The 25,760-nt window shown below is 50.6% G+C and carries 23 protein-coding genes, 1 tRNA gene and 1 pseudogene; 18 read left to right on the top strand and 7 right to left on the bottom strand.

Annotated elements, in window-relative coordinates; all coding sequences use genetic code 11:
* Positions 1-100: 100 nt before the first annotated feature.
* The 4 genes from avs1c to EPIR_RS05460 all read right to left on the bottom strand — a co-directional run bounded on the left by avs1c (position 101) and on the right by EPIR_RS05460 (position 9,557).
* Positions 101-382, bottom strand: coding sequence for an AVAST type 1 anti-phage system protein Avs1c (avs1c, locus tag EPIR_RS05475; protein WP_023654316.1), 282 nt, complete (start codon positions 380-382; stop codon positions 101-103).
* Positions 382-6,201 (bottom strand): AVAST type 1 anti-phage system protease Avs1b, encoded by a 5,820-nt coding sequence (gene avs1b / locus EPIR_RS05470; RefSeq protein WP_048696970.1) that lies wholly within the window; start codon positions 6,199-6,201, stop codon positions 382-384. The genes avs1c and avs1b overlap by 1 nt, the downstream gene beginning before the upstream one ends.
* A complete protein-coding gene (avs1a, locus tag EPIR_RS05465; RefSeq protein ID WP_023654314.1) occupies positions 6,186-7,346 on the bottom strand; it encodes an AVAST type 1 anti-phage system MBL fold metallo-hydrolase Avs1a in 1,161 nt (386 codons plus the stop codon). The genes avs1b and avs1a overlap by 16 nt, the downstream gene beginning before the upstream one ends.
* A 444-nt stretch (positions 7,347-7,790) precedes the next feature.
* Complete coding sequence (locus EPIR_RS05460; RefSeq protein WP_023654313.1) at positions 7,791-9,557, bottom strand: hypothetical protein; 1,767 nt, start codon at positions 9,555-9,557, stop codon at positions 7,791-7,793.
* A 371-nt stretch (positions 9,558-9,928) separates the two neighbouring features.
* Between EPIR_RS05460 and EPIR_RS05455 the strand changes: the two genes are divergently transcribed.
* A complete protein-coding gene (locus tag EPIR_RS05455) occupies positions 9,929-11,956 on the top strand; it encodes an ATP-dependent nuclease (protein ID WP_023654312.1) in 2,028 nt (675 codons plus the stop codon).
* 5 nt (positions 11,957-11,961) lie between these two features.
* Positions 11,962-13,956 carry a UvrD-helicase domain-containing protein gene (locus EPIR_RS05450; RefSeq protein ID WP_023654311.1) on the top strand — a complete coding sequence of 665 codons (1,995 nt, stop codon included), beginning with the start codon at positions 11,962-11,964 and terminating at the stop codon, positions 13,954-13,956.
* A 209-nt stretch (positions 13,957-14,165) separates the two neighbouring features.
* Here the strand turns inward: EPIR_RS05450 and EPIR_RS19325 are convergent, their stop codons facing one another.
* Positions 14,166-14,267 (bottom strand): hypothetical protein, encoded by a 102-nt coding sequence (locus EPIR_RS19325; RefSeq protein WP_476729622.1) that lies wholly within the window; start codon positions 14,265-14,267, stop codon positions 14,166-14,168.
* On the opposite strand from EPIR_RS19325, the gene EPIR_RS05445 reads away from it, so the two are divergent.
* From EPIR_RS05445 to EPIR_RS05390, 13 genes and pseudogenes are all read left to right on the top strand, one after another.
* Positions 14,223-15,059 carry a GTPase family protein gene (locus EPIR_RS05445; protein ID WP_476729623.1) on the top strand — a complete coding sequence of 279 codons (837 nt, stop codon included), beginning with the start codon at positions 14,223-14,225 and terminating at the stop codon, positions 15,057-15,059. The two genes, EPIR_RS19325 and EPIR_RS05445, sit on opposite strands and share 45 nt — an antisense overlap.
* A gap of 212 nt (positions 15,060-15,271) precedes the next feature.
* Positions 15,272-15,973: a WYL domain-containing protein gene (locus EPIR_RS05440; protein ID WP_023654309.1), complete on the top strand. Its 702-nt coding sequence runs from the start codon at positions 15,272-15,274 to the stop codon at positions 15,971-15,973.
* A gap of 4 nt (positions 15,974-15,977) precedes the next feature.
* Positions 15,978-16,610, top strand: a complete 633-nt coding sequence (locus tag EPIR_RS05435; protein ID WP_023654308.1) for a hypothetical protein — start codon at positions 15,978-15,980, stop codon at positions 16,608-16,610.
* Positions 16,611-16,641: 31 nt separating this feature from the next.
* Entirely contained in the window at positions 16,642-17,094 is a 453-nt protein-coding gene (locus tag EPIR_RS05430; RefSeq protein WP_023654307.1) for a YfjS/YafY family lipoprotein, read from the top strand.
* 38 nt (positions 17,095-17,132) lie between these two features.
* Positions 17,133-17,543 carry an IrmA family protein gene (locus EPIR_RS05425; protein ID WP_048697028.1) on the top strand — a complete coding sequence of 137 codons (411 nt, stop codon included), beginning with the start codon at positions 17,133-17,135 and terminating at the stop codon, positions 17,541-17,543.
* Positions 17,544-17,654: 111 nt separating this feature from the next.
* Positions 17,655-17,763 (top strand): annotated as a pseudogene (locus EPIR_RS18060) (DUF932 domain-containing protein); the annotation flags it as partial.
* Positions 17,764-17,875: 112 nt separating this feature from the next.
* Complete coding sequence (locus EPIR_RS05420) at positions 17,876-18,346, top strand: antirestriction protein (protein ID WP_023654304.1); 471 nt, start codon at positions 17,876-17,878, stop codon at positions 18,344-18,346.
* A 9-nt stretch (positions 18,347-18,355) separates the two neighbouring features.
* The gene (gene radC, locus EPIR_RS05415; RefSeq protein ID WP_023654303.1) at positions 18,356-18,829 is read left to right on the top strand and encodes a RadC family protein; all 474 of its coding nucleotides are present in this window, start codon (positions 18,356-18,358) and stop codon (positions 18,827-18,829) included.
* 9 nt (positions 18,830-18,838) lie between these two features.
* Positions 18,839-19,060, top strand: a complete 222-nt coding sequence (locus EPIR_RS05410; RefSeq protein WP_023654302.1) for a DUF987 domain-containing protein — start codon at positions 18,839-18,841, stop codon at positions 19,058-19,060.
* Positions 19,061-19,091: 31 nt separating this feature from the next.
* A complete protein-coding gene (locus EPIR_RS18865; RefSeq protein WP_023654301.1) occupies positions 19,092-19,460 on the top strand; it encodes a type IV toxin-antitoxin system YeeU family antitoxin in 369 nt (122 codons plus the stop codon).
* A 54-nt stretch (positions 19,461-19,514) separates the two neighbouring features.
* The gene (locus tag EPIR_RS18860) at positions 19,515-19,898 is read left to right on the top strand and encodes a TA system toxin CbtA family protein (protein WP_023654300.1); all 384 of its coding nucleotides are present in this window, start codon (positions 19,515-19,517) and stop codon (positions 19,896-19,898) included.
* Positions 19,895-20,401, top strand: a complete 507-nt coding sequence (locus tag EPIR_RS05395; RefSeq protein WP_048696967.1) for a DUF5983 family protein — start codon at positions 19,895-19,897, stop codon at positions 20,399-20,401. Before EPIR_RS18860 ends, EPIR_RS05395 begins: the two co-directional genes overlap by 4 nt.
* Before the next feature lie 172 nt (positions 20,402-20,573).
* Entirely contained in the window at positions 20,574-21,425 is an 852-nt protein-coding gene (locus tag EPIR_RS05390) for a DUF4942 domain-containing protein (RefSeq protein ID WP_023654298.1), read from the top strand.
* A 101-nt stretch (positions 21,426-21,526) separates the two neighbouring features.
* On the opposite strand, the gene EPIR_RS05385 is transcribed toward EPIR_RS05390, so the two are convergent.
* Positions 21,527-21,603 (bottom strand) — tRNA-Arg (locus EPIR_RS05385).
* A 181-nt stretch (positions 21,604-21,784) separates the two neighbouring features.
* Here EPIR_RS05385 and folD point away from each other — a divergent pair.
* The 3 genes from folD to adhP all read left to right on the top strand — a co-directional run bounded on the left by folD (position 21,785) and on the right by adhP (position 24,075).
* Positions 21,785-22,651: a bifunctional methylenetetrahydrofolate dehydrogenase/methenyltetrahydrofolate cyclohydrolase FolD gene (gene folD / locus EPIR_RS05380; protein ID WP_023654297.1), complete on the top strand. Its 867-nt coding sequence runs from the start codon at positions 21,785-21,787 to the stop codon at positions 22,649-22,651.
* Complete coding sequence (ybcJ, locus tag EPIR_RS05375) at positions 22,651-22,863, top strand: ribosome-associated protein YbcJ (RefSeq protein WP_023654296.1); 213 nt, start codon at positions 22,651-22,653, stop codon at positions 22,861-22,863. The genes folD and ybcJ overlap by 1 nt, the downstream gene beginning before the upstream one ends.
* 195 nt (positions 22,864-23,058) lie before the next feature.
* Positions 23,059-24,075: an alcohol dehydrogenase AdhP gene (gene adhP / locus EPIR_RS05370; protein WP_023654295.1), complete on the top strand. Its 1,017-nt coding sequence runs from the start codon at positions 23,059-23,061 to the stop codon at positions 24,073-24,075.
* An 83-nt stretch (positions 24,076-24,158) separates the two neighbouring features.
* Here adhP and cysS read toward each other — a convergent pair whose 3' ends face one another.
* Positions 24,159-25,547 (bottom strand): cysteine--tRNA ligase, encoded by a 1,389-nt coding sequence (gene cysS, locus EPIR_RS05365; RefSeq protein WP_023654294.1) that lies wholly within the window; start codon positions 25,545-25,547, stop codon positions 24,159-24,161.
* Positions 25,548-25,760 lie beyond the last annotated feature (213 nt).

Genomic DNA, 25,760 nt, shown 5'->3' with positions numbered 1-25,760 from the left:
AACCAAATCAATCATTTTTCGTACACAACTTTGGCAACCTTAGCGTTCTAATTCTTTGGAAGCCCCTCTAAGATCCAAGCACATTATTCTATCGGCCAGCTCAATCCGTAGCCTCTTCATTCTCGTCATTTTCAGAGAGATCAAACTGCGGATAATTATCCCTGTTATAGTGGAAATCATATAACGAGTTCATCGAGAGGCGAGTCATGGTATCAATGTTTGCCAGATCAACTCGTCCGTTAGGGAGAAAAGGAACCTGCTCTTTGTTACCTTCACCCGGAATGCCATGATACCGTCCTAACTTGATCGCATTGAGCAGGTGAAAACAGCGAGCCTCAAATTCCTCTCGCGTTTTTGGCGTTTCCATTGAACTGTATTTCATTATCTCCTCCTCGGGGCATATGAAAATATATTCATCAACTTCCCATCGACAGTGACATACCACGCTAAGCCCAGTCCTGGAGGGAGGGTAGTTGTTCTTTTCATGAGTAACAGACTTCCTCTGCTTATTGGTTCCCCCCATCTGTTTTTACTAAGAGAACGCCCGCTTCGCCATTGCCTGCGAATAAAGTCTGAAGGCAACGTTCCAGTCATCTGCATAAACTTTTTCGACACTGCGGCAGGCGTAGCTCCCCCAAAAAGCAAAGGCTGCATTTTGACTCGCTGGCATGTAAGGTGCACACTAAGCGTCCGCTCTATATCAGGTGTCTGTGTTGCATTAAATTCGCTTTCTGCACCTGGTCTAAGGCTCTCATGACCATTATGAGCTGTCGTTAACACCGCTGAGATTTCCACCAGATGCGTTTGACCTTCTCGGGAAACCTCCACTTCATCAAGATAATGCAAGAAAAAGCCATCCTCTATGCCCGAAGCTTGCTGATGTCTACCTTCCATAACAGCGCAGATAATCTGTTTTGCCCGGTTACAAACCTCCCACGGCTCAACACACTCCTCTGACGCGGGGTTCCAGGCACGTAGCAAGGGTTCAATGTTTTGCAGTTCATCCTGTGCGGCCGCCTCATGTATGATCTGGTTTAATGCAAATCGCACCATCGTCTCCCAGCGATGGTGACTTGGTGTTCTATTCACAGTAAAACCACGCGCAAGTAACTTTTCCAGCTCAAAAGCCACCGTGATATCAGCCAATCCACTCTGCTGTAAAACCCGTTTTTCGAGTAAGGTAAGCAAAGCTGGGATATCTATTCCCTGCTTTTCCATCACGGCAAGGGTCTGCGACAAGGATTGCACCCATGTTGGTAAATTTTCTGGAATATTCCGTTGTCCAGAGGCTTCTGATGTCAGTAAAAGCTTTCGGGGTCGCTCAAATGCGGCAATCTCATTTCTTAAAACAAATCCCGCTCTGCTGGTTACTCGCTCCAGGAGATGGACTTGGCTTAGTGCAGTAGTGCCTTCAAGCCATTCAAAAAGGCTGCGCTCTTTAACTATAAAGTCCCATATTCGCTGAGGAGATCTAGCTGACACCCAGTCTGTCAATGCCATTAGTGCTTCAGCTCGTGAGGCAATGTCTGAAACGAGTGCCTCCGTCACGCATTGGCCCAGAATCTTATCATCGTCTGATGCAAGCCACTTCAGTACTTCCAGAGCCCGTTCGCGTCTGAATTTCAGTGGGTGTTCCAGCAGCCAAAACAGAAAATAGAGTGTTTCTTCACCTGCATCTGAGGTATCAGGTTCATTAAGAAAAGAAAAATGCGCAGCATCCGCTTCGGTATTCCCAAGCATGTGGCGGTTGTGTTCAAGTACGATCTGGTTAATAGCTTGGGCTTCTTGATCAGAGAATTTACTGGCTGCTATTTCGATGAGATGACTAGCAATTACCCATGCCGGGGCATAACGTTCTTTTTCTACAAGCGAAGCATAAGCACGAATGACCGAACCTGCATCCGCAGAGTTGTCCAATATGTACGTCCGTGTAAGTTCCGCCAGATGGTTGTTCTTTCTCCAGACTGACCAGTCACCATCCTGAATTATATGCAGGCTTTCAACGGCTAACTCACTTGCACGAACTGTGTTTCTGCGTGCTGCGGCTTTTCGGGCATTTTCCATGCAGGCTTCAGCCCTATTGATCGCAGAACGCTTCCCAAAAAGTCCTGGCTGCATTGCCACATCATCTGAGGTATCAGTACCCTTCTGGTTAGCATCACCAGAGGGGGGAGGCTTAACGTCGTTATCGCTAGTGTCTTCGGATAGCAAACTGATAAATTCAGCAAAGAGTGGCTTATGGTTGTCTGCAAGGTGCTCTGTGAAATTTTTGATAAAATTTCTGTGTTCTGAGAAAGGCACATCACCATGTAAAATGTTGTGCAACCTTTTGGGTATTTCATTAAGGTCTTCAGTGTCTGCAGAAAATTCATTGATAAGTTCAGCAAAGGGCACTGCAAGATTACCAATACTGCCAAAGCTGAATATTTCAAGAAGTCCCCAGCGAAGCCGCCAGTCGACTCTGTTTCGCAGTTCACTGACAATGCATTCTACAGCATGTTCCTCATCCAGCGCTCCCCCCGGGAACCGCATGCCTTTCAATGGATGAGGGCTATCTGCAGCTGGGTGGCTAAGTTGGGTGAGCATTTCCTCATGGGATCCGCAGGACTGCTGACGATAATAGTTAAACCCGTGTGCATAATTCCCACGACGAATAAGTTCGCCAATAAACTGTGATTTTTCCTGCCTAACATAACGCCTAAATGTCATTTCACCCGAAGCATGTTCAAGGAATCCTGCAACTTGTGAAAGTGTAGTATTTGTGTCTGTATGCTGTGGTATCACGCGCAGCATAGTTGTCATGAGGGCAAATTGGTCTTCTTTGTACCAGTCAGGGCCCATCGACACACCTAAAAGCTCAGTGTAAGTGTCCTGTGCCAGCTGAGGAGCATCAAGGCTAATATAAGCTGGAATAATATTCAGTAATTCAGGAACCAGCTCCTGCCGATTCTCAGTAAAAGCAGAAACAAACGCATGCAACGTCTCAAGTAGTTGAAATGTCGTATCAGATTGCCCCAAAAACCGATGCTCATTTAGAAGAGTCTGAATAACTCTGTTCAGTAAACGCCTGTACCCCTCGGAATAAAGTCCACATTGCTGAGGCGTATGAGCCAGAATGAAATCAGTGATCACTGATATCTTATCGGGCCAGCATGCGCCGAACATGTTTACTAACTCTTCGTAAATCATGGGGATAATCTGTTCAGGCATTGCCCATGAATTCGGCCATGCCATGCGCTCTTCCAGCGAGTACGAAAGAGCAGGGAGAATATCATTCTGCACCTTGACTAAAAGCAGTTCTTTTTTCTCATCGTTGCCGTCAATAACTGCCCGGCGCGCCTGCCCGCTGTACCAAAAAATAGCCTCAGTCAATGTCTTGAGCCATTCAGAACATCCCTGACTCGGATGTTTAATATCGGGACAGGGTTGCGTTTCATTAAGGTAGGCGCTCACCAGCCAGAGTTGTCCCTGTTCACTAACGTCAATGCTGTCTGCTGCTATCTCATTTTCTTCATTGAGCAACGTTATTTCGGGTACTACTTCGAAAGAAAATACCCCCGCCATCCTGATAATAAGAGCAGAAGGCGCATTGAAAAAAATAAGGCTACTTAATGAATTAAAACGAATTTCGTTCGAATACGGAATATCAGTATGAAGTAATCTGTCCAGATTGTACCAAACGGGTTGCAAAGCATGCTGGGGCATCGGCAACTGATGTTGCAGAATGATGTCATGTGCCCGCATAACTGAACTGAGCATCAGATCAAGAATATTTTCCGGTAAGCTACCAAACTTTTCTTTAACCGTCCGTAAAGATACGGAGCGGTCATTAAAGGCTATGTTCACGGCTTCCATTTCTGCCTGAAGAGGATAAAAAGCGCGTGTATATGCTGATTTACTATGCGCTGATTGTTCAAAATTATCGCGAACGACTTGCCCACAACCGTACAAATACTCAACAACCTCGCGTGTGCGTCCGTGGCCATCAACCACCCCAGCCATCAGCTCAGCTCTCACCCAAGCCAGGGAAAGGCCGATAAAATCAGATAGATTGACGGGATTGCGTTCAAATTCTTGGTCGACAGCTGACTTCACCTTTTCCAATAGCTTCAGCGCGTGTTCACTGTTTCCCATACGCGCGAGAGTCTGTGCGCTGACAATTGCATCAACTGCATCAACAACGAGGCTTCCAGATGGTATGAGCTGCTCAAGGGCCTCATCCGGTCTGCCAAGTGCAGCCAGGGCAAGGCCTGAGTGATAAGCTGACTGCAGAAACAAAAAATGGTGTCTGAAGGTCATGCGTTGGAAAAGCAGCAACAGACGAATCGATGCCACTGCATCGGCACGAATAAGCGTGTTCTTCAGGGTCTGACGGATATCGTGAATTAGAATATCCGGCTGAGCCCCCTTGACGATACAGGCGTCAGCCCATTCCTGCGTGCACACCAATGCGGCTTCAGGATGTCTGTCGTGAGAGGCTAGGAGCAGGTGATAAGCGCGATTAATCAGGCCATAACTCTCTCCACTGGTAAGGCAGAAGTCGGCAAGGCGTCCGTGCAGCAGCGAGTTAATTACCGCCGTTTTACTGTTGATAAACGCCGCAAATGATTGGTGGCACAATGCTGATGATTTATCATTAAGAAGCAGATGCTGAATACGGTCAAGGGTTGGAACAAACACCGTCTGTTCCTGCGGTGTTAGAACAGGGATCAGTGATGAAATATCAATGCCCCAGCGCATCCGCGAGAGAATACCGAGCAGATTTACAGCGCTCTCATCCTTAACCAGCCCCTGCCAGAGCCTTTCGTAGTAGGTTTCAATGCTGCCACTGAAAACCGGGAATATCTCCAGATTAACCTGATCCGGATTCGCTTTCAGATACCCAAGAATGTATCGGAGATAAAGTGGATGGCCCTGAGCTATATCACTAACTCGTGTGAGTAGTGACAAAGAAGGGGCGGAAGTTTTAAGCTCTCGAGCTGTTAGCTGTAACACCTCCCTATGGCTTAAAAGCGTTAGGCTGATACAATCCTGAGGTGTGAGCCAGTGCCGGAAAGCCTTACCAGCTGATGATAATGATGGTGCGGTGAAAACAAGTTTGACGTTCTCCGGAAGTGTCACCGGCAGTAATGCTGTAAAGCGCGATACTGCCTCATCCCCGCACTCGCTTGCCTCATTCACAGCATCAATGAAAATGACGCCATATTTTCCTTTGTGCTTCCAGTAATCTGAGAAAGTATGTAGAAGGTCAGACACCTTTTGGGTCAGATTGATCTTTTCTGTTTCCTCCCTGCGAGCAGGCCTACCTGAAAGCAGTATAGAAACCTGGTTATGCAGCCAATCGGCAAATACCTCAGGAAGAATTTTGAATGTCGTACCAGCACCGTCTTCCGGTGTAAATTCATAGACACCCGCCACTGCGAGTTGCTCACTACGGGGCTGATAATGGCGGCAGAAGGTAGTCTTACCAGAGCCGGGACTACCTTCCAAAAGCACTGCACGTCCCTTGTGCTCCAGGACGAACGATTCAAAGTTGTCGCGAAATTCTGTGCGGTTCAGGACAACTTCACCCGACAGTGATGAATCTGGCAGGGATGCAATGTCATCTGGGATGAGGCCGTTTCGAATCAGCAAACCGCTTAACTTATCAAGACTTACTGCACCTAGTCCACCATCCATCCTGATGCGCACCATCGCAATGCATTTATTTTCTGATAGAATGGCGGCACCAGAAACTCCACTGTACTCTTCCAGAACACAATCGGCACTGACCGACAAATCCATATCAACGCCATGGAAAAGCCTTGGTAAAATCTGACTTATAGTGCCATGAAGATAATGTGATGGCCCATTGCGTGATGCCGGATAGCCAAAGGCTTTCCATTGGCTTCCCTCTCGCTCCGGCTGTGTCATAAGTGTAATAGGCGGAATGTCGACAGAGTCAGAAAGTGTTAGCAGACAGGCATCGCACGATGTATCTATTTCTGAAATTGTCGCATTGACACAGACGTCTTCATCCGCACCAAAAAATGTCACTGTAATTGGTGTCTCAGGATCATCCGATACTACACAATGTGCAGCCGTAAGGACCTTGTCTGCTGCGATCAGGGTTCCGGAACCAGTGTAACCCGCGCATTCAATGAGTACAGTTGCGTTCCTTATTTCAGTTTCAGTAGCAGCATATCTCACAGTGTTATCCAATCCGTTGATCCTTCAATGATTCTGAATTGTGCACCACTTGCAGAAAGGTAATTTTTCATAAAAGCAGATGCGCTGTTGGCATAGTTAAAATAGAGCGTTCGCGTAAACGCCGCAGGTCTGTCCACAATCGCTTTCAGAACCGCCAGGTTAGGGTGTCTGGCATGCTTTTTTCCGTCGGTTGAGATCAGGTACACAGGAGCATCTATGATCTTTAAAAGATTCGGGCTTGTGTTTCTAATACTACCGTGATGTGAGATTTTAATGATATCAAAATGATGGGACGCCCCACTGGCACCCAGAGATGTCACAACTTCTTCCGCCCAGGCATCTCCTAGCATCAATATTCTCTTCTTATTGAGCACCAGACTGAACGCTATCGAACTGCCATTTGTTGGCGAGGTATCCCGTGCATAATCCCTCTCAAGCAACGGTGTTCTTGCATTGATGACATGCGGAAGAGGAACCTGAGATGCTTCCCTTTTACAAAAAAATTCGAAAGCATCATCAAATGCCTCACTCGAGGAGGACCGTCCCGAAAAGCCCAGCGATGCAAGTTGTCTGCGCCACCACAGGCAGAGCGCTGAAATTCTCTCCTTAGAGGGGCTCAGAATTGTTAGACTGTTATCGCACATCAAGTTGGGAATGGAGGTACCGGTGCAGATACACTGATACCCTTTTCCCTCATTCCAATGATAATCGCCAGCCAGAAGGCTGGCAGCCAGTGAACTCCCCTGACGCGCGCTGATTTCATGCGGTTTGGCTTTATCGGCTTCGACATGATATCTCCGTCTCAAAAAGTCAGTGATTTCTCGGGAATCCACTTTTTGTGCATTATTTTCGGGTCTCGTCATCGCCCTGAGGCTGTTGTGCCATACGCGGTCAACAGTAATCACTGCAGGCTCTGCTGCGTGTCCATTTACAAGAAAGAAGTCCACGAGACCACCAATGTGATCTGAATCAATATGTGTTGCCATGACCAGACGTAACCGGTAACCGTTAAAACTCAGCTCACGTAAGTCAGGCAAAATATGTTGCCTGAACGTTTCCGCGTAGCCTCCGTCAATCAGAAATGCACTTTTTTCCTCATCGCAAATAATAAGAAAAGCATCCCCATCCTTTGCCGGATACATTTTTATCGCTACCAATGAACCCTCCTTGATATCTGCCTGCAAGAATTCACAGGGTATCGTAACTTCTTTCTATCTGTTTGTTTTAGCTTAAAGCAGCCATGAGCGCAGGCTGTGTGAAAACCCTGACTAAAACTGAAGTGCGCGCGTCTACGCAAAATCTGAAATTGGTCGACTGGTTAGTTGAGCCGAATTTTACGTATGAGCGCGGTTTTCAGCCCTGTTTTGGTAATTTATGCGATCAAAAACGTTTTCACACAGTTTGAGCGAAAAGCGTAAGCGTACAGCGAAGGCGGTATTGACTGGAGTAAGGTAAGTTATTCTGTTGGCAGGGTTATACGCCATGGCAACACCTAAACTACAGAGCCTGACGAGGTAAACCAGACGGAGCTGAGTTGACGCTTACTCACGTTTCACGAAGTCCTTCGGAGTTGAGAATTGTGTGGTATTGAGTGTTTTTTTTTAAGCATTATCCTTCTTATCAAACAGTAGTTTCCCAATCCACCATATGGAGTGCCCAACGTTATGAATAAGCTGCTCCCCCTGCCGCAAAGGTGATCGGCTCTCATCAATACCAGCTAGCTTCAAGGCTTCACCAATCTTTGATCCAGTCGGATGCGCATCACCAAGTCTTAGCTCATAAGCGCCTACAACCGGACCAAGTACCAACCGGGCTCTCTCTTCTCCAACTTCGTTGGCCAATATGTCTTGGAGTAGCTTGTTAGAGCCAAGTTTCTCCCTTTCCGTATGAGTTGAGAGTTTGCGTAGCTCGCGAACATTTAAACGATCCGAAAACACGCGAATGATGTCCTTCGCGAGTCGAAGCAATGACGCTTGGTCTCTACACTGGAAGCGAGTGACCTGCTGCATAGCCTCTTCGTCATCTATGTTGTGATTGAACAAGTTAACGTCAAATTTTTTACGGAAGCCTTGTTCGAGCATCCGCATGCTCACAAAGAGCAGCTCTTCAACGGCATGTGTAGAAGCCACTTGAGCCTTGACTTGTGACGACAGCAGTTCCACCGAAACTTTCCCGTCCGGCGCAACATTGTGAGCTGCCCAAAGATGCTGTTCCCAAGCGGCAAGACGAGCGATGTCATACGCATAAACTGTTACCAAGTCGGCAGAGTTGATGCCGAAATGTGTGACGTATCCTGAGGTAGAATGAATGCCACCGGTTTCCGCTGTATACCACTTTAAGGCGAAACCGCGATGACTTAGAAGTTCAAGCACCACGCTTGAACGAAACCAAAGCCAACGACCAACATCTTCATTGTTGAGCGTTGAAGATGACGCTCTTGCTCCATCAGTTTCAACAATGAAATTCGGTAATGTTTGATCAGCATCGCCTCGGATACGTACACTTATACCTTGGTGATCAATCCACTCATCTCTCCAAAACTCTCCTTCAATGCGCACCCCATCGGGGCCAGCTCGAACTCCTTCGGATTGCTCAAACTCCGTATTTTCGTCATCCTCTGGACCCAGGACTGGAGCATCCTCTTCTTCATCAACATCAGTTCTCCAGACACGGAACGATGCCCAACTTCCTCCGTACACATCATTGAGGCTGCGAATAAGCAATTCGAAACGCCCTTGATCCCGCACGCTCTGATGATTTTCTAATCCTTCGTAGGTAGTGCCTTCAAGGGCGGAAACAATCTCAACGCGTTGCCGATAGTAGGAAAGGCGCAATGCGAGTCCCCTGGCGGCCAAGTAGTCAATGAGAAACGCCCGCTTTATCTCAATCAGCTGGTATTTTCCATTTTCGTCAAGAAACTCTCGAGCTACGACCACAAAATCCTCTTCGGGCCTAACCCAGTCGTTCCCCTCCTTAATGAGGCCAAGTGCAACGACCAGATCTGGGTTTAGTATCCATATCGTTCCGCCGATAACAGGTTGGTCATGCACGAATATAAGCTCAATTCCTATTGGCTCTTTGTCGTTATATTGGTATTCATCTATAGGCGAGTAGTGGCCATCCTCGTAGGCGTATGGCCTCGCGCTGTGTGCAATCCCTAGGTCACTCCAACTCAATTGCCCGGCAACTTCTCTGTGTTGTGGTGGGAATGCTATCGATCCGCACCCGAAGAACTCCCCGACGTAACCAATTTCGGTATCCCGCGTTATGTCGCGTACCTGATTCTGTGAAGCACGCAGAGGTACCCATGTAGCATTTGCGAAAGCTCGGCGAGTCTCGCTGGTTTGAAGAATCCAGTCTCTATTCATTAATAGTGTCACTCAAGAGTGTGTACGCATTCTGTAAGGGATGCATTGCTGAGGTAGCCGGAGTAATTCATCTTTCTCAATCTCAAAGATTGCCACTAAGTCGCGTTCCCCTCAGTAACACATTTTTTATCATACTTAGCGGTAAGCCATTAATCCATCCAATATGAGAAAGGATGCCCACAGGAACGCTTGTTGTGAACGACTGCCACTAGCACTTATTCGGGAGTTTATTTGTCAACTCTTGATGTCGAATACAAAAAAACGAGTTTGAAGAACAACGAAAAATTTGACCGCTTCGGTTAAAAAGAAACACGCTGGTTTCTTGACCACGATCTTCTTGCTAAACTCGGCGGCAGTAGAAGGGGCGTTCAATGTATATCTCAGAAATTCAAATTGAGAACTTTCGGCTGTTCGGATCCACCGAAAAAGCCTTTGTGCTGCCGCTAAATCCCGGCCTTACCGCATTGGTCGGCGAGAATGATGCAGGCAAGACGGCAGTGATTGATGCGATCCGGCTGGTGCTAGGAACCCGTGACCAGGATGTGCTGCGCATTGACCCGGATGATTTCCACCAAGCCGCGCCAGGCTCTGAACGCGCGGACCAGGTCGTGATCCGACTGACATTTTGTGGACTTACCACGGCCGATCGCGGTGCCTTTTCAGAATTTCTGACCTATAAAACGATCGGTGACGCAGTCGAAACCGTACTCATCATCACTTGGGTGGCAAAGCGCAATACCAAGGAAGGAAGCTCACGCCGGATACTTCCGCCCGAATGGCGCACCGGTGCTATGGGGGACGGACCATTGCTTGATCTTGGGGCAAGATCGCTGTTGACCGCAACCTATCTGCGTCCCTTACGCGATGCGGAACGTGCGATGAACGCAGGCCGAGGATCACGGCTATCACAAATCCTCCAGTACACAAAGGAGATACGCGACACTGGCATCGCATTCGACAAACATCTTGATCCGCCAGTCGATCCGAAAATGCTGAGTGTCCTTGGGCTCGGTGACTATGCCAGCCATTTATTTGGCGAGAGCGAAGGCATCAAACAAGCGCGCAAGCGTCTCAACGAAGACTATCTTGCACCACTGTCATTCGCCAACGATATGCTGTTGGCAAGGATCGGCGTCGCCGGTACACAAGAAGACAGCCTCAGGCTACGTCAACTACTGGAAAAACTTGAGCTTACCTTGACTGGTTCAGCCGAAGCTGATAGCCATCACAGTCGAGGACTTGGATCAAACAATCTACTGTTCATGGCCTGTGAGCTACTGTTGCTCGCAGCCGAAAGTGACGGCTTTCCGTTGCTCTTGATTGAAGAGCCTGAGGCTCATCTCCATCCTCAGCGCCAGCTTCGCCTCATGTCATTCTTGCAGGAGCAGGCTAAAAAAGAACGAGCCGACCATCAACGCATCCAGATCATCGTCACAACACACAGCCCTAACCTCGCCTCAGACTTGCATCTTGACAATATAGCGTTGATAGAAAGTGGTCGCGCTTTTCCTCTATGCAAAGGCAAAACTAAGCTCAGCCCATCTGACTATCGTTTCCTTGAGCGTTTCCTCGACGTGACCAAGGCAAATCTATTATTTGCACGGGCCGTGTTAGTTGTCGAAGGCGATGCCGAAAATATTCTGCTGCCAGTGCTAGCAAGACTGCTTGGCCGCGATTTCCATCTCCATGGCGTGTCGGTGGTAAATGTTGGCGGTCTCGGCCTTGGCCGCTATGCACGAATCTTCATGCGACAGGACCCTGAGAAGGACGGAGTGATTAACATTCCGGTTGCGTGCATCACAGACATGGACGTGATGCCTAACGTAGCACCATGGATCGTCGGCAAGCTCGAAGCGGGCCAACCAGTGCCAGTTAGGCCTCCGTCGAAGCGACAATGGCGAATCAAGGCAGATTTTCCCGGTGATGCATTAGAGCAGCACCGCACTAATCGCCGTGCTAAAGCTTCGGGTCAGAAGGTCGAGACCTTTGTTGCGAACGAATGGACGCTCGAATATGATCTCGCGTTCCATGGTCTCGGGAAGCATATGTACCAAGCGGCATCGCTTGCGCTTGCGGACGACCGGCTCAATGCTGGAACAGCCATCCAAGCCGATATCATCGCGGCTGCAGACACGGCCTATCAGGCTATCGCGGATACTACGCCCGACCAAGAGACGCTCGGGTCGCATGTGTATGCTTTATTTGAGTCTGACGGAGCATCGAAGGCGATCGCCGCGCAGTATCTGGCAGAGTTGTTAGAGAAAGATGTCGAGGCCGGTGAGCTTGACTCGGACACTTTGCGCAACCAACTGCCACCCTATACCGTAGCAGCTATCGCACATGTAACTACACCATTCGACGTACCGGTACCGGCCAACGGCCCCGTGGCAGAGGCCTAACCTCAATGTTCGATGACCTCATCCGCGAACAGGATATTGCTTGGGCAGCTGCACTTATGGGGTTAGGGCCCAACGGATTCGCTCCAGTCGGTGGCGACGATAGCCGGTTAAAAGCAATGCTAAATCTCGACACGGTCGATTTCGAAGCGTGTCCGGGCAGTGGGAAGACAACCTTGCTTGTCGCTAAACTAGCGGTATTGGCAATGCGCTGGCCATATCGCCAGCAAGGCATTTGCGTGCTTTCGCACACCAACGCAGCACGTAACGAGATCAGCGCTAAACTCAGCAATTCGGCCGCCGGTATCGCGCTCGCCCGCTATCCACACTTTGTCGGGACAATCCATTCGTTCGTCAATGAATATCTGGCACTGCCCTGGCTGCGCTCGAAGGGTATAGAGGTGCGTTGCATCGACACGCAGATCGCCCTTATGAAGCGCTGGAGTATGATCCCGAGGAATACTCGCTGGGCGCTGCAACAGAATCGATTAACGGAAACATGCCTAATCTACACCCAACCCGACTACTCTGGCGGCAATACTGGCAAATTCGGGCCACAGACGCCGACTTATCAGGTGCTACTTGAGGCGCGTCGCGCGCTCAGCGAGCAAGGCTATTTCTGCTTCGACGAGATGTTCGTGTGGGCCAATGAGCTGCTCGACAAGAGTCCAGAGACAGCAATGGATCTGCGTCGGCGTTTCCCACTGGTGTTCATTGACGAGGCTCAGGACAATAGCGAAGAACAATCAGCGCTGTTGCACCGCATCTTCTGCGCTGGCGATTCTCCGTCACGGCGGCAGCGATTTGGCGATTCTAATCAGGCAATCTACGCGCGGGCCGGACTCGAAGGTGCGAGCACCGATCCGTTCCCCGGCACTGCCGTCCACGCGCTTCCGCGCAGCTATCGCTTTTCCCAAGAGCTCGCAGATAAGGTGAAGGGCCTCGGCGTAACTCCACAAGCACTGATTGGAGCTGGTCCACCGCCCCGAATAGATACCGATCCGAAGGCACCAACGATCTTCCTATTTGACGATGTGTCGGTGCAATCAGTTCTCCCCCGCTATGGCGCGTATCTCATTGAATCATTCGACGCAACAGCTTTAGAAAGTGGCGAGTTTACCGCCGTCGCCGGAGTCCACGAACTTAAAGAGGATGGTCGGGTGCCCCACGCCATGGGTCACTACGTGCCGACCTATGATCCCAGCAGTATACGAAAGGAGGCAACGCCGAGTAGCTTCGCGCAATATCTGGCGCGCGCACGGTTCGAGACGCCTGGCAGTAGCAACAGTGACAAGCTGGTCAATGCGACAGCCTCAGCATTGCTGGCAGCAAGTGAGTTGGCTGGCGGCACACACAGCAGGATCTCACGAAAATCACCGCATCGCCGGGTGGTCGAGCTGTTGGCCGAGACCGAAGGACTTACAAGCTATCTCGCGCTGCAAGAGATGATCCTGACAAGTCGTGGAGAGATCACGCAAGTCAATTGGAAGACAGCAGCGCTCCCGCTCGTCGTGACTAGCGTCAAACAGCTGAGCGGCTCTGCTGTGCTTGATGCCGGTGTAGGGGCCTTCCTCGCGTGGCCACAGATCAACACACCGCAACAAGGGGAGGCAATTCTCACACGGAGCACCAATCTCTTAGCTTATCCAACCGATTCCCCTCAGGTCCGGATCCGACTGGGGTCAATTCATTCAGTTAAAGGTGAGACGCACACCGCGACGCTAGTTCTTGACAGTTTCTATTTCGATCATCATTTGAGTGAACTAAAACCTTGGTTGCTCGGGATGAAGACTGGCGGTTCGACAGTCAACAAGAGAGGTAGGACAGTATTTGAGGGCTCGCGCATGCTTGGCCGATTGAAGCTCCATTATGTGGCTATGACGCGCCCGACTCACCTCTTATGCATAGCGATGCGCAAGGATGCATTTGTCGAAGAAGAACTTAGTATCCTCGCAGATCGTGGGTGGACGATTATCGATTGCTGCACTCCTGTAGATTCCTAAAAATTAGTGCAATAGTGACCTGCTCCCCATAGATTAACATACCATGATGTTAGCAATGCCCGCTTCACAGAGCAGCCTGTCAGCCCCGACACTCTAAAACCGTTACAACTACAGCCACGGGCTTTCGACTAGCACTCCAAATAATTTCAGATAGATATTATCTCTGTGAGTCCCCCGCATCCTTACCGGATTGCGGGGATTTTTGTTTTTCACGCTGAGAACTCTGTATGAATAAACCTGACGGCCTTCTGGCCTTTGAGAAGCCTCTGGCTTCGCTTCCTCACGGCCTGTGTGATCTCATCCTTGACCATATTCAAAAACTTACCCACTACGAGCCGGTCATCGGCATCATGGGCAAAACAGGCTCAGGAAAAAGTAGTCTGTGTAATGCTTTGTTCCAGAGCGAAGTCACGCCCGTCAGCGATGTCAACGCCTGCACTCGTGACGTGCTTCGATTGCGTCTTAGCAGCGGCGACCATAGCCTGATACTGGTAGACCTACCCGGTGTGGGCGAGAGTGAGCAACGGGATAGCGAATATGAATCTCTGTATCGCAAAGTCCTTCCTGACTTGGATCTCATTCTGTGGGTTATTAAAGCTGATGATCGTGCGTTTTCCGTGGATGAACGTTTCTACCGTCGGGTGATGTCTGACCACCAGCAGCGGGTGCTTTTTGTCGTTAACCAGGCTGACAAAATCGAGCCATGCCATGAATGGTATGTCACCGGCAATGCACCATCCCCGCCTCAGTTGGTAAATATTGAGGCCAGGCTGGAGTCCATTCGCCAGCTGTTTTCACCGCATCATCCGGTATGTGTCGTTTCAGCGAGAACAGAATGGAATCTGCCTGCAATGGTAGAAACGATGATGCGCAGCCTGCCTGACCGTGCCACCAGCCCGCTGGTGACGCAACTGCACGGGAGGTTATGCAGTGAGCCGGTAAAAAAGCAGGCTCGTGAGGGCTTTGGTAATGTGGTCGGGGAGGTGTTTGATTCTGCGGAAGCGGCATCGTTTATCCCCGCACCACTAAAATCGGTCATCCGTACCGTCCGTGAGGTCGTGGTTTCCGTTGCCCGTGCCGTTTGGGACTGGATTTTCTTCTGACCTGGTTTACCTGCCATTATCACCGGGACATACCCTGTCCGTTTTGACGTTTTATACGCTATCGAATTTGGTCTGTTTTCTATCTACACCTCGTCACGGTTGATTACGGTAACCGTAAAAAATACGTCTTCGAGTGTCCATTCCCTGTCCCACCCCCTCGTTACAATAATCGTTTTATTTTCAGCCAATTATCCTGCTGGAGTAACAATCTCATGACTCAGGCTGAACGTCGCCATGACCGGCTTGCCGTCCGGCTGTCGTTAATTATCAGCCGCCTGGTGGCGGGTGAAACGCTGGATTTGCGAACGCTGGCAACTGAATTTGGTGTGTCGGTTCGTACCCTGCGTCGGGACTTTCGTGAACGGCTGATGTACCTGGACCTGGAGTATCGCAAAGGCCAGTGCCGTCTGTTATCTGGCAGCCGACAGCGGGAACTGGCGGTAATGACCTTTGCCCGTCAGTCAGGTGTTGAAGCTCTGTTTCCTGATATGGATAACCATCTGGTCAGTTCACTGTTGAGCGGTCCCGGTGAGTCCCCCTGTCTTATCTGGCAGGGGGCGGCCCTGGTGCCATCCCCGGACTCGGGCGTGTTCACCCGGCTGGTAAGCGCTATATCGGAACATCGGAAGGTGACGCTACTGGGAAGTGGTTGCCGCTGTACAGGCCTCGCGCCTTATCGTCTGGTGTTGCGTGAAGGCGAGTGGTATCTGACAGGCGAGCATCAGGCCCGAGTTGCCGCATTTCCACTTGCCGATATCAGGGCTGTCACGCTCCACAACGACAGCTTTACCCCGGATACTGCCGTGCGCGACATCCTGTCCCGCACAGATTTTCTTCAGGCGTTACCTCACTTTCGCTTTTTCCACTCATTGCTTGTCGCGACTGACGACGGGCTTATACCTCATAAGGAATAACCACATGAAATTTCTGACCACGACGGTGTTGGCTGCCTGCCTTTGCCTGGGTACTGTTTTTCCGGCTGACGCTGGAAACACCGTCGGCACTGTGAAAGCCTGGCAATACATGCAGGCCGACGGCTGGAAATCAGCCGATGGTATGGATGACAACACGCTGCACAACATGCTCTATCAGGCCAGCGTGATTGATAACTACCCATGGACAAAACAGTTCCTGTTACGCACCCGTGGCGGTGGTGCAATTTTCCTGGCCGATAAGAAAACCCACACTATTCGTCAACTAAAGCTGAATCCGCTTAGCGGTAATTACAACGATATTGAAACAGTCTACCAGGGAGAGAACAACGGGAATGGATGCTATTTCGCCATTATTGATAACAAATTCTGGGCAAGAGACGAGGCCGAGCGGAGTGTTCTCTATGGTTATCCTCGCGCCGATAATGTGGATAACGAGTTGGCTAAAGTCAGGCAACAATTCAGCCCTGAGGTTGTTATGGTCATGCCGGATAACTGTGTGAATAAACAACAGCAAGCGGCGCTGGCGGCTAAACGCTCGGCAGAAGACCAAAAGCTCCAGCAATGGGTGGCACAGCAGAGCCTGGCAGAATTATGTCGCCGCACAGGTAACTGTTGATACGACGTTTTTGGGAATGAAGGAAATTAACATGAGCAAGGATTATCAGAAGGTTACTGTAGCATTGATTCTGGGGCTGTCTGCGCTGCTCTCAGGCTGCGACAACAAAGATGATGCCGAAGTAAAAGCCATCAGCGGGTTTAAAGACCTGACAGCTCCCCGCTTTAGCGACGTGGTGTCAACCCAGAAAGATATTGCTAATCAGTGGGTGAAGAAAGACGCTTTCGGGGCGGAACAATACAAGGTTATTAAAACCCGCAAATCGCCGGAAGGATGCAAAGCGGGTAATTATTACTATCTGGTCGATATGCGGGAAAAGACGGTTCAGCCGCTGATGGCATCCCTGTGTCTTGCGAGCAATATCACCCTGAGCTTTCGCGAAGAAACCGACAGTTATACCGGCGAGAAGTACGTTGTTTATTCTCACGATGGCAAGGAAATGGGCAAAGTTTACTTACCTCAAAATCAGGAGCAACATCAGTGAGCCGATTCGCTAAAGCCTTATCTGTCATTACAGGTTTAATGCTGTGCCATCCGTCATCCGCTTACGCAGATGAACAACGCTATATCAGCATCCGCAACACCGATACGGTGTGGACTCCCGGTAACATCTGTGCGTATCAGTTCCGCCTGGATAACGGCGGTAGTGGTGTGGGTTTTGGCCCATTGGCTGTTTCGCTGCGACTGAAAGACAAAGCGGGTAACACGCTGGCGACAGGTACTATGGACGTTGCTCCGTTCGGCAACAGCGATGCAACCCGTACTCAGGAGGCTTTTCTGGAGCATGAATGCGTTGAAAACGTCAGTGCTGTTGAAATCATGAAAGCGACTGAAGAACGCAACGGCTATCAGTCTGACCTGCCGCTGTCTGTTTTTGACTCTCAGTATTACCAGCCACTACCGGTTTCAGTTGCCGGGAATAAAGCATCGTAACACGGTCGGACTTACATCCGCTTTAACACCATTATTCTGCCATACACCAGGCCATGCCTCCTTCGGGAAGCATGGCCTTTTTGTTTTTAATCGTCCAATAAGGAATCACCTATGACTCGTTTAGCCAGCCGCTTTGGGGCGGTCAATCTCGTTCGCCGTGACCGGCCACTCACCCGTGAGGAGCTGGCGGCATTACGTGCCAAGTGTCTTCAACGAAGATAACCGCTATATCGCCAGTTACGGTATCCGTAAGCCATAACCGGTTTCACTCAGACATTCACTTTCCCGCCAGCCCTTACCGGCTGGCTTTTTATTATCCGGAGATAACCATTATGAACACCGAAACTAACCACTCATCCGATGTTTTCACCCCGGTGGCTGATAACAACCCTGTAGCTCTGGCTGCCACTGTTGTACCCGATGAACAACGTCTCCGTTTCTGGCCGCAGCACTTCGGCGCTATCCCACAGTGGATTTTGCTGGAGCCGCGTATCTTTGCCTGGCTTGACCGCCTGTGTGTCGATTACGGCGGCGGCATCTGGCAGTTTTATACCCTCAGCAACGACGGCGCATTTATGGCACCTGAATGTGATGATGGTGAAAAATGGGCGCTGTTTAACCAGATGAACGGTAACGGCGCTGAACTGAGTGCGCAAGCTGCCGGTATCGCCGCCTGTCTGATGGCGTACAGCCACCATGCCTGTCGTACGGAGTGTGATGCGATGACGGAGCACTATTACCGTCTGCGGGATTATGCACTGGCACACGCTGAGTGCCGCGCCATTATGGCGATAATCGACTGAGGAGTATGTATGTCTGAGCTCGCCTTATCTCCGTGCTTTCCGCTTAACGAACAACGTATCATCCGCCGTGCCCTGCGTTTGCTGGAGAAATACCAGCGCCAGCCGGGGGAATCATTTACCTCCACCATCTTTACCAAAACCTGGTTGCAGCTGCAGATGGCTAACCTTGAAAGGGAGGTGTTTATCGTGATGTATCTTGATAACCAGCACTGCCTGATTGAATGGGAAACGTTGTTTACCGGTACGCTGAGCCATACCGAAGTCCATGCCCGCGAGGTGGTGAAGTCGGCTCTGCGTCACAACGCGGCGGCAGTCATCATTGCCCATAACCATCCGTCCGGTACGACCGATATCAGCCAGGCCGACCGGGCTGTAACAAAGCGAATAGCGGATGCACTCGGCCTGGTAGACGTCCGTCTGCTGGACCACCTTGTGGTGGGTGGCAGCGATATCGTGTCGTTTGCTGAATGCGGCTGGCTGTAAGGAAACACCATGAAAATCATCAGTAAGCGCCAGGCGATGACACTCTACCGTCAGCATTCTGATTCCCGCCTGTTTCGCTTTTGCACCGGTAAGTACAAATGGAGCGGAAGCATCTGTCATTACGCTGGTCGCGAAGTACAGGATATTACTGGCGTGCTGGCGGTATTTGCTGAACGCCGCCAGGACCGCAACGGCCCGTATGTCATTCTGCGTAGCGTCACGCTCAATTAACACTCCCTCTTCGTTATAAAGGAATACATAAATGAAATCTGTCGCCCTGGCCGGTACACCACCGGAGGCCAGACCCTGCCTGCAATGGGGATTGAATCGCGAAGTTACCCCCGTCTTTGGTGCGCGTCTGGTGCAGGAAGGCAATCGTCTGCATTTTCTGGCTGACCGTGCTGGCTTTAATGGTGCATTCAGTGAGGATGACGCGCTGCGACTCGACCAGGCATTTCCGCTGATGCTTAAACAGCTTGAACTCAGGCTGCTCTCGGGAGATCTCAATCCTCGTCGTCAACATTGCGTTACGTTGAACCACAATGGCCTGACCTGCGAAGCCGACACCCTCGGTTCTTACGGGTATGTTTATATTGCCATTTACCCGACCAGCCTGTGCTCACCTGTGTGACCTTCTTCGTCGTACTTACTGCACAAAATCGTTAATCTGAAGAGAACTCAACTCATGCAAACTTTACCTTTAACCCCGCAACGGACGGCTTCGTCCTGCCCGTCACCTGTTGAAATATGGCAAAAAATGCTGACGCATCTGCTCGAACAACACTATGGTCTGACGCTCAGTGATACTCCATTCAGCAATGAAATCACCATTCGCGAGCATATCGACGCTGGGATCTCCCTCAGTGATGCGGTGAACTTTCTGGTGGAGAAGTATGAACTGGTGCGCACTGATCAGCCTGGTTTCACCACTATGGAGCAGTCACCGTTTATCACCCCAATCGATATTCTCCGCGCCAGGCAAGCCACCGGTCTGATGAAGCGTTGTGGTTATAAAGTAGTCAGTGACATTACCCGTGGCAAAATGAGCCGGCTGGATCAACACCATTGAAAATCTCAATGAATGTTGAAGCTGATGGAATTAACGTCCTGGCGCTCAACATGGGCAAAATCGCCGTAGATGTGGACGGTGTTGAAATTGATGAGCTTATAATTGATGAGCTTATAAATGTGGTCAACGACAATGGTTACACACTTCGCATTGCCAGTACACCTGGTGAAATCAGTTTTGAAGATCCTCTGCCAGTGACCGCCAGAACTAACGGTATTCGGTGCAGTACCGCCCATATCACCGACGCAGACAATGCGTTGCTGCACACACTTTCCCAGCAATATCAGGATTATGGTGATGCAGAATGGGTCCACTACACGGGCTCGGGTTATCTGATACGCCTCGATGCCTGGGCATTCCCGGTTCTGCGCCTGAAACGCTGTGGGCTGTCGAAAGCCTGCCGTAAGTTGCTTGTGACGCTGATACGTCGCTATGCCATCAGCACCATTCACTTTGACTCCTTTGGCGACATTCTCCCCGGCTTTACCACCTTCGACTGGTAGTTCGCGCTCATTCTTAACCTGACGGAAAAACCAGACTCGTCCAGATACGGCTGTCTTCTTGCAGGCGAAAATCGACAACGCGAGCAACGATATCTCCACTCAAAACACATAACCTGCAAAGCGCCAGCCCTCATTCGGCTGGCGCTTTGCATTGATATAAAGGAAATAATCCATGTCTGAGATACAAGTCAATAACGACCCCGACGTAATAACTGGTCATACCGAAATCATCAACTCCACCAGCATTGAACGTATCGTGACAGGCCGCAATGCGGCACTGTTACAGATTGAAGAACTCATCCAGCAACTTGCCGACATCTCGACGCTGACCAGTAGTATCGGTGGCAAAACTGCCCGTGACTGGGCGATGCGTCAGGACTTTCGTTGTGGCTGCTGGCTCATGGAAAACGTGAAAACTGCAATGAGTACCATTACCTGTAATCTTGATCGCAGCATCTGGCGTGATCTGATGCAAAAATCAGGGATGATCTCGTTGATGGACGCTCAGGCGCGTAAGCAATGGGATAATAATCTCGACGGTGACGATATTCCTGAGATCAGCGAAGCCAACATTCTTAGCACTTTTGAGCAATTGCATCACAGTAAAGCGGATGTGTTTGAGCGGGGGATTATCAACGTGTTTAAGGGATTATCATGGGATTACAAAACGAACTCGCCTTGCCAGTTCGGCAAAAAGATTATTGTAAATAACCTGGTGGATCACAACCGCTGGGGATTTAAGCTCAACTGGGGATGGCGTAGGGATCAACTGGCTGACCTGGAACGCATGTTGTTTCTGCTGGATGGAAAACCCATTCCGGAAAATCGTAACGATGTGACGGTCAGACTAAGTGAGCACATTAACCATAAAAGCGCATCGGAGATCTTCGACGATGAGTATTTTTCGATACGCTACTTTCAGAAAGGAACCGCGCACATCACTTTTAAACGGATCGACCTGACAGAAAAGATGAATGATATTGTGGCAAAGCACTATCCAGGGATGCTGGCTAGTTCAAGATAACGTTGATTTGCGTTGAGAAATTTTACTTACACCAGCCGTTACATAAATTTTTGATGAATATGACTCAGGAGAGGGGGTTTAGTGTAACCGATTGATTTAATTGGTACGCCCTACAGGATTCGAACCTGTGACCTACGGCTTAGAAGGCCGGTGCTCTATCCAACTGAGCTAAGGGCGCATAGTGAATGCGTCGAATTATACGGCCAGCTTCTGCTGAGTCAACGATTTTACTGCCGCCTGGCGTCTGATGCTGAAGTAATGAGCAATATCCTGCCAATCTCTGCCTGACAGCGTCGCCAGCTTCTGACAAAATAGGGGCAATTCCCGATTTAACTTAACGCAGATGGATCCTCTCCCTGATGGTAGCAAAAATTATTGACGGTAAAACGATTGCGCAACAGGTTCGCAATGAGGTTGCCGGGTTAGTTCAGCAGCGCGTAGCCGCAGGAAAACGAGCGCCAGGTCTGGCGGTAGTCCTGGTTGGTGAAAACCCGGCTTCACAAATCTATGTCAGCAGTAAACGTCGTGCCTGTGAAGAGGTTGGCTTCCTTTCACGCTCGTACGATTTACCTGCGACGACCAGCGAAGCACAGCTTCTGGATCTGATTAGCGAGCTGAATAATGACGCAGAAATTGACGGCATCCTGGTGCAGCTGCCCCTGCCTGCCGGTATCGACAATACCAACGTTCTGGAACATATCTCTCCCGCTAAGGATGTAGACGGCTTCCATCCTTATAACGTCGGCCGCCTGTGCCAGCGCGCACCCACGCTACGTCCCTGTACGCCACGCGGTATCGTTACGCTGCTGGAGCGTTACAAGATTGATACTTTTGGCCTGAATGCCGTGGTGGTAGGTGCCTCCAATATCGTTGGCCGTCCGATGAGTATGGAACTGCTGCTTGCCGGTTGCACCACTACCGTGACTCATCGCTTTACCAAAAACCTGCGTCAGCATGTTGAAAACGCCGATCTGCTGGTTGTCGCTGTCGGTAAACCCGGCTTTATTCCCGGCGATTGGATCAAACCAGGCGCGATCGTGATTGATGTCGGTATTAACCGTCTTGAAAGCGGAAAGGTGGTTGGCGATGTCGATTTTGACGAGGCCTCTAAGCGCGCGTCCTGGATTACTCCCGTACCGGGCGGCGTGGGTCCGATGACCGTTGCCACCCTGATCCAGAACACCCTGCAAGCCTGCGAAAACAATGACGATGGAGTATCAGCATAATGGCAACTTTCTCTCTGGGCGATCATCCCTATGTCGATCTCTGTGACCTGATGAAGCTGGAAGGCTGGGTCGAGAGCGGCGCAATGGCAAAATCGTTTATCGCTGACGGCCATGTTACGGTTAACGGCGCGGTGGAAACCCGCAAGCGCTGCAAGATTGTCGTCGGTCAGAAGGTGGCTTTTGACGGTAATAGCGTAACCGTCACCGCCTGATTGAATCTGTCTTACGCGCGAAGGCTGTCCTTTTGGGCAGCTTTTTTTATGTCTATAAGCAAACTCAGCGTTTATCTCTTCATCATCCGATACCTCACCGCCGTCTATACTGTGGTGGCTTGATGTATATCAATATATGGCTGAACGCTAGCGTTAAGCTGGTGCTATTCACTTTATAAAATGAAGAGGTTCGCGATGAAAGCTGCTGTCGTCACTCACGATCATCAGGTTGATGTGGTAGAAAAAACGCTCCGTCCGCTACAGCATGGCGAAGCCCTGCTCACCATGGAGTGTTGCGGGGTCTGTCACACTGACCTGCACGTCAAAAACGGAGATTTTGGCGATAAGACCGGCGTTATCCTTGGACATGAAGGGGTTGGCGTAGTGAAATCTGTCGGTCCGGGCGTTACCTCACTAAAGCCGGGCGACCGTGCCAGCGTGGCGTGGTTTTTCAAAGGTTGTGGTCACTGTGAATACTGCAACAGCGGCAATGAAACGCTATGCCGCGAAGTCGTCAACGCCGGTTATACAGCCGATGGCGGCATGGCCGAAGAGTGTATCGTGGTGGCGGATTATGCGGTTAAGGTACCTGACGGTCTCGATCCTGCGATCGCCAGCAGCATCACCTGCGCCGGTGTCACTACCTATAAGGCGGTCAAGATCTCCGGTATTTCCCCCGGAAAATGGCTGGTTGTCTATGGCCTCGGCGGTCTGGGTAATCTGGCCCTTCAGTACGCAAAAAATGTGTTTAATGCCAAAGTTATCGCCGTTGACGTCAGCGATGCCCAGCTGAAATTTGCCGAAGAGATGGGAGCCGATATGGTGATCAACTCACGTCATGAAGACGCGGCACAGCTTATCCAGCAACGCACAGGTGGCGCACATGCTGCCGTGGTCACAGCGGTTGCCAAAGCGGCATTTAACTCTGCGGTGGATGCGATGCGCGCCGGTGGCCGTATTGTGGCCGTGGGCCTGCCGCCTGAATCGATGAGCCTGAATATCCCGCGCCTGGTGCTAGACGGTATTCAGGTCGTCGGCTCGCTGGTCGGCACGCGTGAGGATCTGGCTGAAGCCTTCCAGTTCGCGGCTGAAGGCAAAGTTGTCCCCAAAATCACCCGCCGTCCGCTGCGGGATATCAACACTATCTTCCATGAAATGGAGAGCGGTAACATCGTCGGCCGTATGGTGATTGATTTTAACAGCACCCATTAGCGCCGCGCTGCCCAGACTGAAGATGGCCATCCGCAAAAAAAAAGCCCTGACGTTATCAGGGCTTTTTACAGGCTTGTTTAAAATTATTTGCGACGCCAGCGAGTGCCACCGGCACCGTCTTCCAGCACAATGCCCATCTCGTTCAGACGGTCACGCGCCACGTCGGCCTGCGCCCAGTTTTTCTCTTTACGTGCATCGATACGCATCTGGATCAGCGCTTCAATCTGCGCCACTTCTTCATCATTGATATTGACACCGTTTTGCAGGAACTGCTCCGGGTCCTGCTCCAGCAGGCCCAGCACGCCGCCCAGCACGCGCAGGCGCGCCGCCAGACCATCCGCTGCCGCCGGATCTTCCGCCTTCATGCGGTTGACTTCACGCGCCAGGTCAAACAGCGCCGAATAGGCTTCTGGGGTATTGAAGTCGTCATCCATCGCCTCGCGGAAACGCGCCTCGAACTCTTCGCCACCGGCCGGTGTCGCGTGGGTATCGGTGTTACGCAGCGCAATATACAGGCGCTCCAGCGCCGAACGCGCCTGGTTAAGGTTATCTTCGCCGTAGTTTAGCTGGCTGCGATAGTGGCCGGACATCAGGAAGTAGCGCACCGTCTCCGCATCGTAGTGTTCCAGCACATCGCGCACGGTAAAGAAGTTGTTCAACGATTTCGACATTTTTTCACGGTCAATCATCACCATACCGGAGTGCATCCAGTAGTTCACATACGGCCCCTCGTGGGCGCAGGTGGACTGGGCAATCTCGTTTTCGTGATGCGGGAACATCAGATCAGAACCGCCGCCGTGAATATCAAAATGCTCACCAAGCTGTTTGCAGTTCATCGCCGAGCACTCAATATGCCAGCCTGGACGGCCGTTGCCCCACGGAGACGCCCAGCCCGGCTCGTCGGCTTTGGACATCTTCCACAGCACGAAGTCCATCGGGTTACGCTTCACATCGGCGGCCACCTCAACGCGCGCACCGGCCTGAAGCTGATCCAGATCCTGACGCGACAACGAACCGTAGTGCGGGTCGCTGTCGACGGAGAACATCACGTCGCCATTGCTGGCAACATAAGCATGTTCGCGGGCAAACAGCTTCTCTACCAGTTCGATGATCTCTGCAATATGGCGCGTGGCGCGTGGCTCCAGATCCGGTGGCAAAATATTCAGCGCGGTGAAATCCTTATGCATTTCGCCAATCATACGGTTGGTCAACTGCTCAATAGATTCACCGTTCTCTTGCGCACGTTTGATAATTTTGTCATCAATATCGGTGATGTTACGTACATATTTCAGCTGATAGCCGCTATAACGCAGGTAGCGCGCCACCACATCGAAGGCGGCAAAGGTTCTGCCGTGGCCGATATGACACAGGTCGTAAACGGTAATGCCACACACGTACATACCGATTTTACCGGCATGTATGGGTTTAAATTCCTCTTTTTGACGACTCAGGGTATTGTAAATCTTTAGCATTGAGACATTCCGTTTTAAGCGTGTGCGGGTTAACGATAAACTGGTTAATGAGACATTCTGACGTATTTTTTCGTGCAACGCTACGCAAAGCAGGGTTATCCCCCAGCCCCACGTTGCAGCGTTGCTGACGAGCCATCACAATTTGTGGTATAAAAGCCGTCTGCCGCCAGGGGAAGACTTTTGTCTACACTTCCGGCGCCCACTGTTAAATAC

It is taken from the genome of Erwinia piriflorinigrans CFBP 5888 (assembly GCF_001050515.1).
GTDB classification, from domain to species: Bacteria; Pseudomonadota; Gammaproteobacteria; order Enterobacterales; family Enterobacteriaceae; genus Erwinia; species Erwinia piriflorinigrans.
The sequence above is the reverse complement of the archived record's forward strand: the minus strand, read 5'-3'. Positions and strand labels throughout refer to the sequence as shown.

Excerpts from the sequence above, each read along its gene's own strand:
- folD (WP_023654297.1), top strand. The coding sequence starts at position 21,785 with ATGGTAGCAAAAATTATTGACGGTAAAACGATTGCGCAACAGGTTCGC.
- EPIR_RS05390 (WP_023654298.1), top strand. The coding sequence starts at position 20,574 with ATGTCTGAGATACAAGTCAATAACGACCCCGACGTAATAACTGGTCAT.
- EPIR_RS19325 (WP_476729622.1), bottom strand. The coding sequence starts at position 14,267 with ATGGTCAAGGATGAGATCACACAGGCCGTGAGGAAGCGAAGCCAGAGG.
- EPIR_RS05420 (WP_023654304.1), top strand. The coding sequence starts at position 17,876 with ATGAACACCGAAACTAACCACTCATCCGATGTTTTCACCCCGGTGGCT.
- EPIR_RS05450 (WP_023654311.1), top strand. The coding sequence starts at position 11,962 with ATGTTCGATGACCTCATCCGCGAACAGGATATTGCTTGGGCAGCTGCA.
- EPIR_RS18860 (WP_023654300.1), top strand. The coding sequence starts at position 19,515 with ATGCAAACTTTACCTTTAACCCCGCAACGGACGGCTTCGTCCTGCCCG.
- ybcJ (WP_023654296.1), top strand. The coding sequence starts at position 22,651 with ATGGCAACTTTCTCTCTGGGCGATCATCCCTATGTCGATCTCTGTGAC.
- avs1c (WP_023654316.1), bottom strand. The coding sequence starts at position 382 with ATGAAATACAGTTCAATGGAAACGCCAAAAACGCGAGAGGAATTTGAG.
- radC (WP_023654303.1), top strand. The coding sequence starts at position 18,356 with ATGTCTGAGCTCGCCTTATCTCCGTGCTTTCCGCTTAACGAACAACGT.
- adhP (WP_023654295.1), top strand. The coding sequence starts at position 23,059 with ATGAAAGCTGCTGTCGTCACTCACGATCATCAGGTTGATGTGGTAGAA.
- EPIR_RS05455 (WP_023654312.1), top strand. The coding sequence starts at position 9,929 with ATGTATATCTCAGAAATTCAAATTGAGAACTTTCGGCTGTTCGGATCC.
- cysS (WP_023654294.1), bottom strand. The coding sequence starts at position 25,547 with ATGCTAAAGATTTACAATACCCTGAGTCGTCAAAAAGAGGAATTTAAA.
- EPIR_RS05460 (WP_023654313.1), bottom strand. The coding sequence starts at position 9,557 with ATGAATAGAGACTGGATTCTTCAAACCAGCGAGACTCGCCGAGCTTTC.
- EPIR_RS18865 (WP_023654301.1), top strand. The coding sequence starts at position 19,092 with ATGAAATCTGTCGCCCTGGCCGGTACACCACCGGAGGCCAGACCCTGC.
- EPIR_RS05435 (WP_023654308.1), top strand. The coding sequence starts at position 15,978 with ATGAAATTTCTGACCACGACGGTGTTGGCTGCCTGCCTTTGCCTGGGT.
- EPIR_RS05430 (WP_023654307.1), top strand. The coding sequence starts at position 16,642 with ATGAGCAAGGATTATCAGAAGGTTACTGTAGCATTGATTCTGGGGCTG.
- EPIR_RS05440 (WP_023654309.1), top strand. The coding sequence starts at position 15,272 with ATGACTCAGGCTGAACGTCGCCATGACCGGCTTGCCGTCCGGCTGTCG.
- EPIR_RS05425 (WP_048697028.1), top strand. The coding sequence starts at position 17,133 with ATGCTGTGCCATCCGTCATCCGCTTACGCAGATGAACAACGCTATATC.
- EPIR_RS05410 (WP_023654302.1), top strand. The coding sequence starts at position 18,839 with ATGAAAATCATCAGTAAGCGCCAGGCGATGACACTCTACCGTCAGCAT.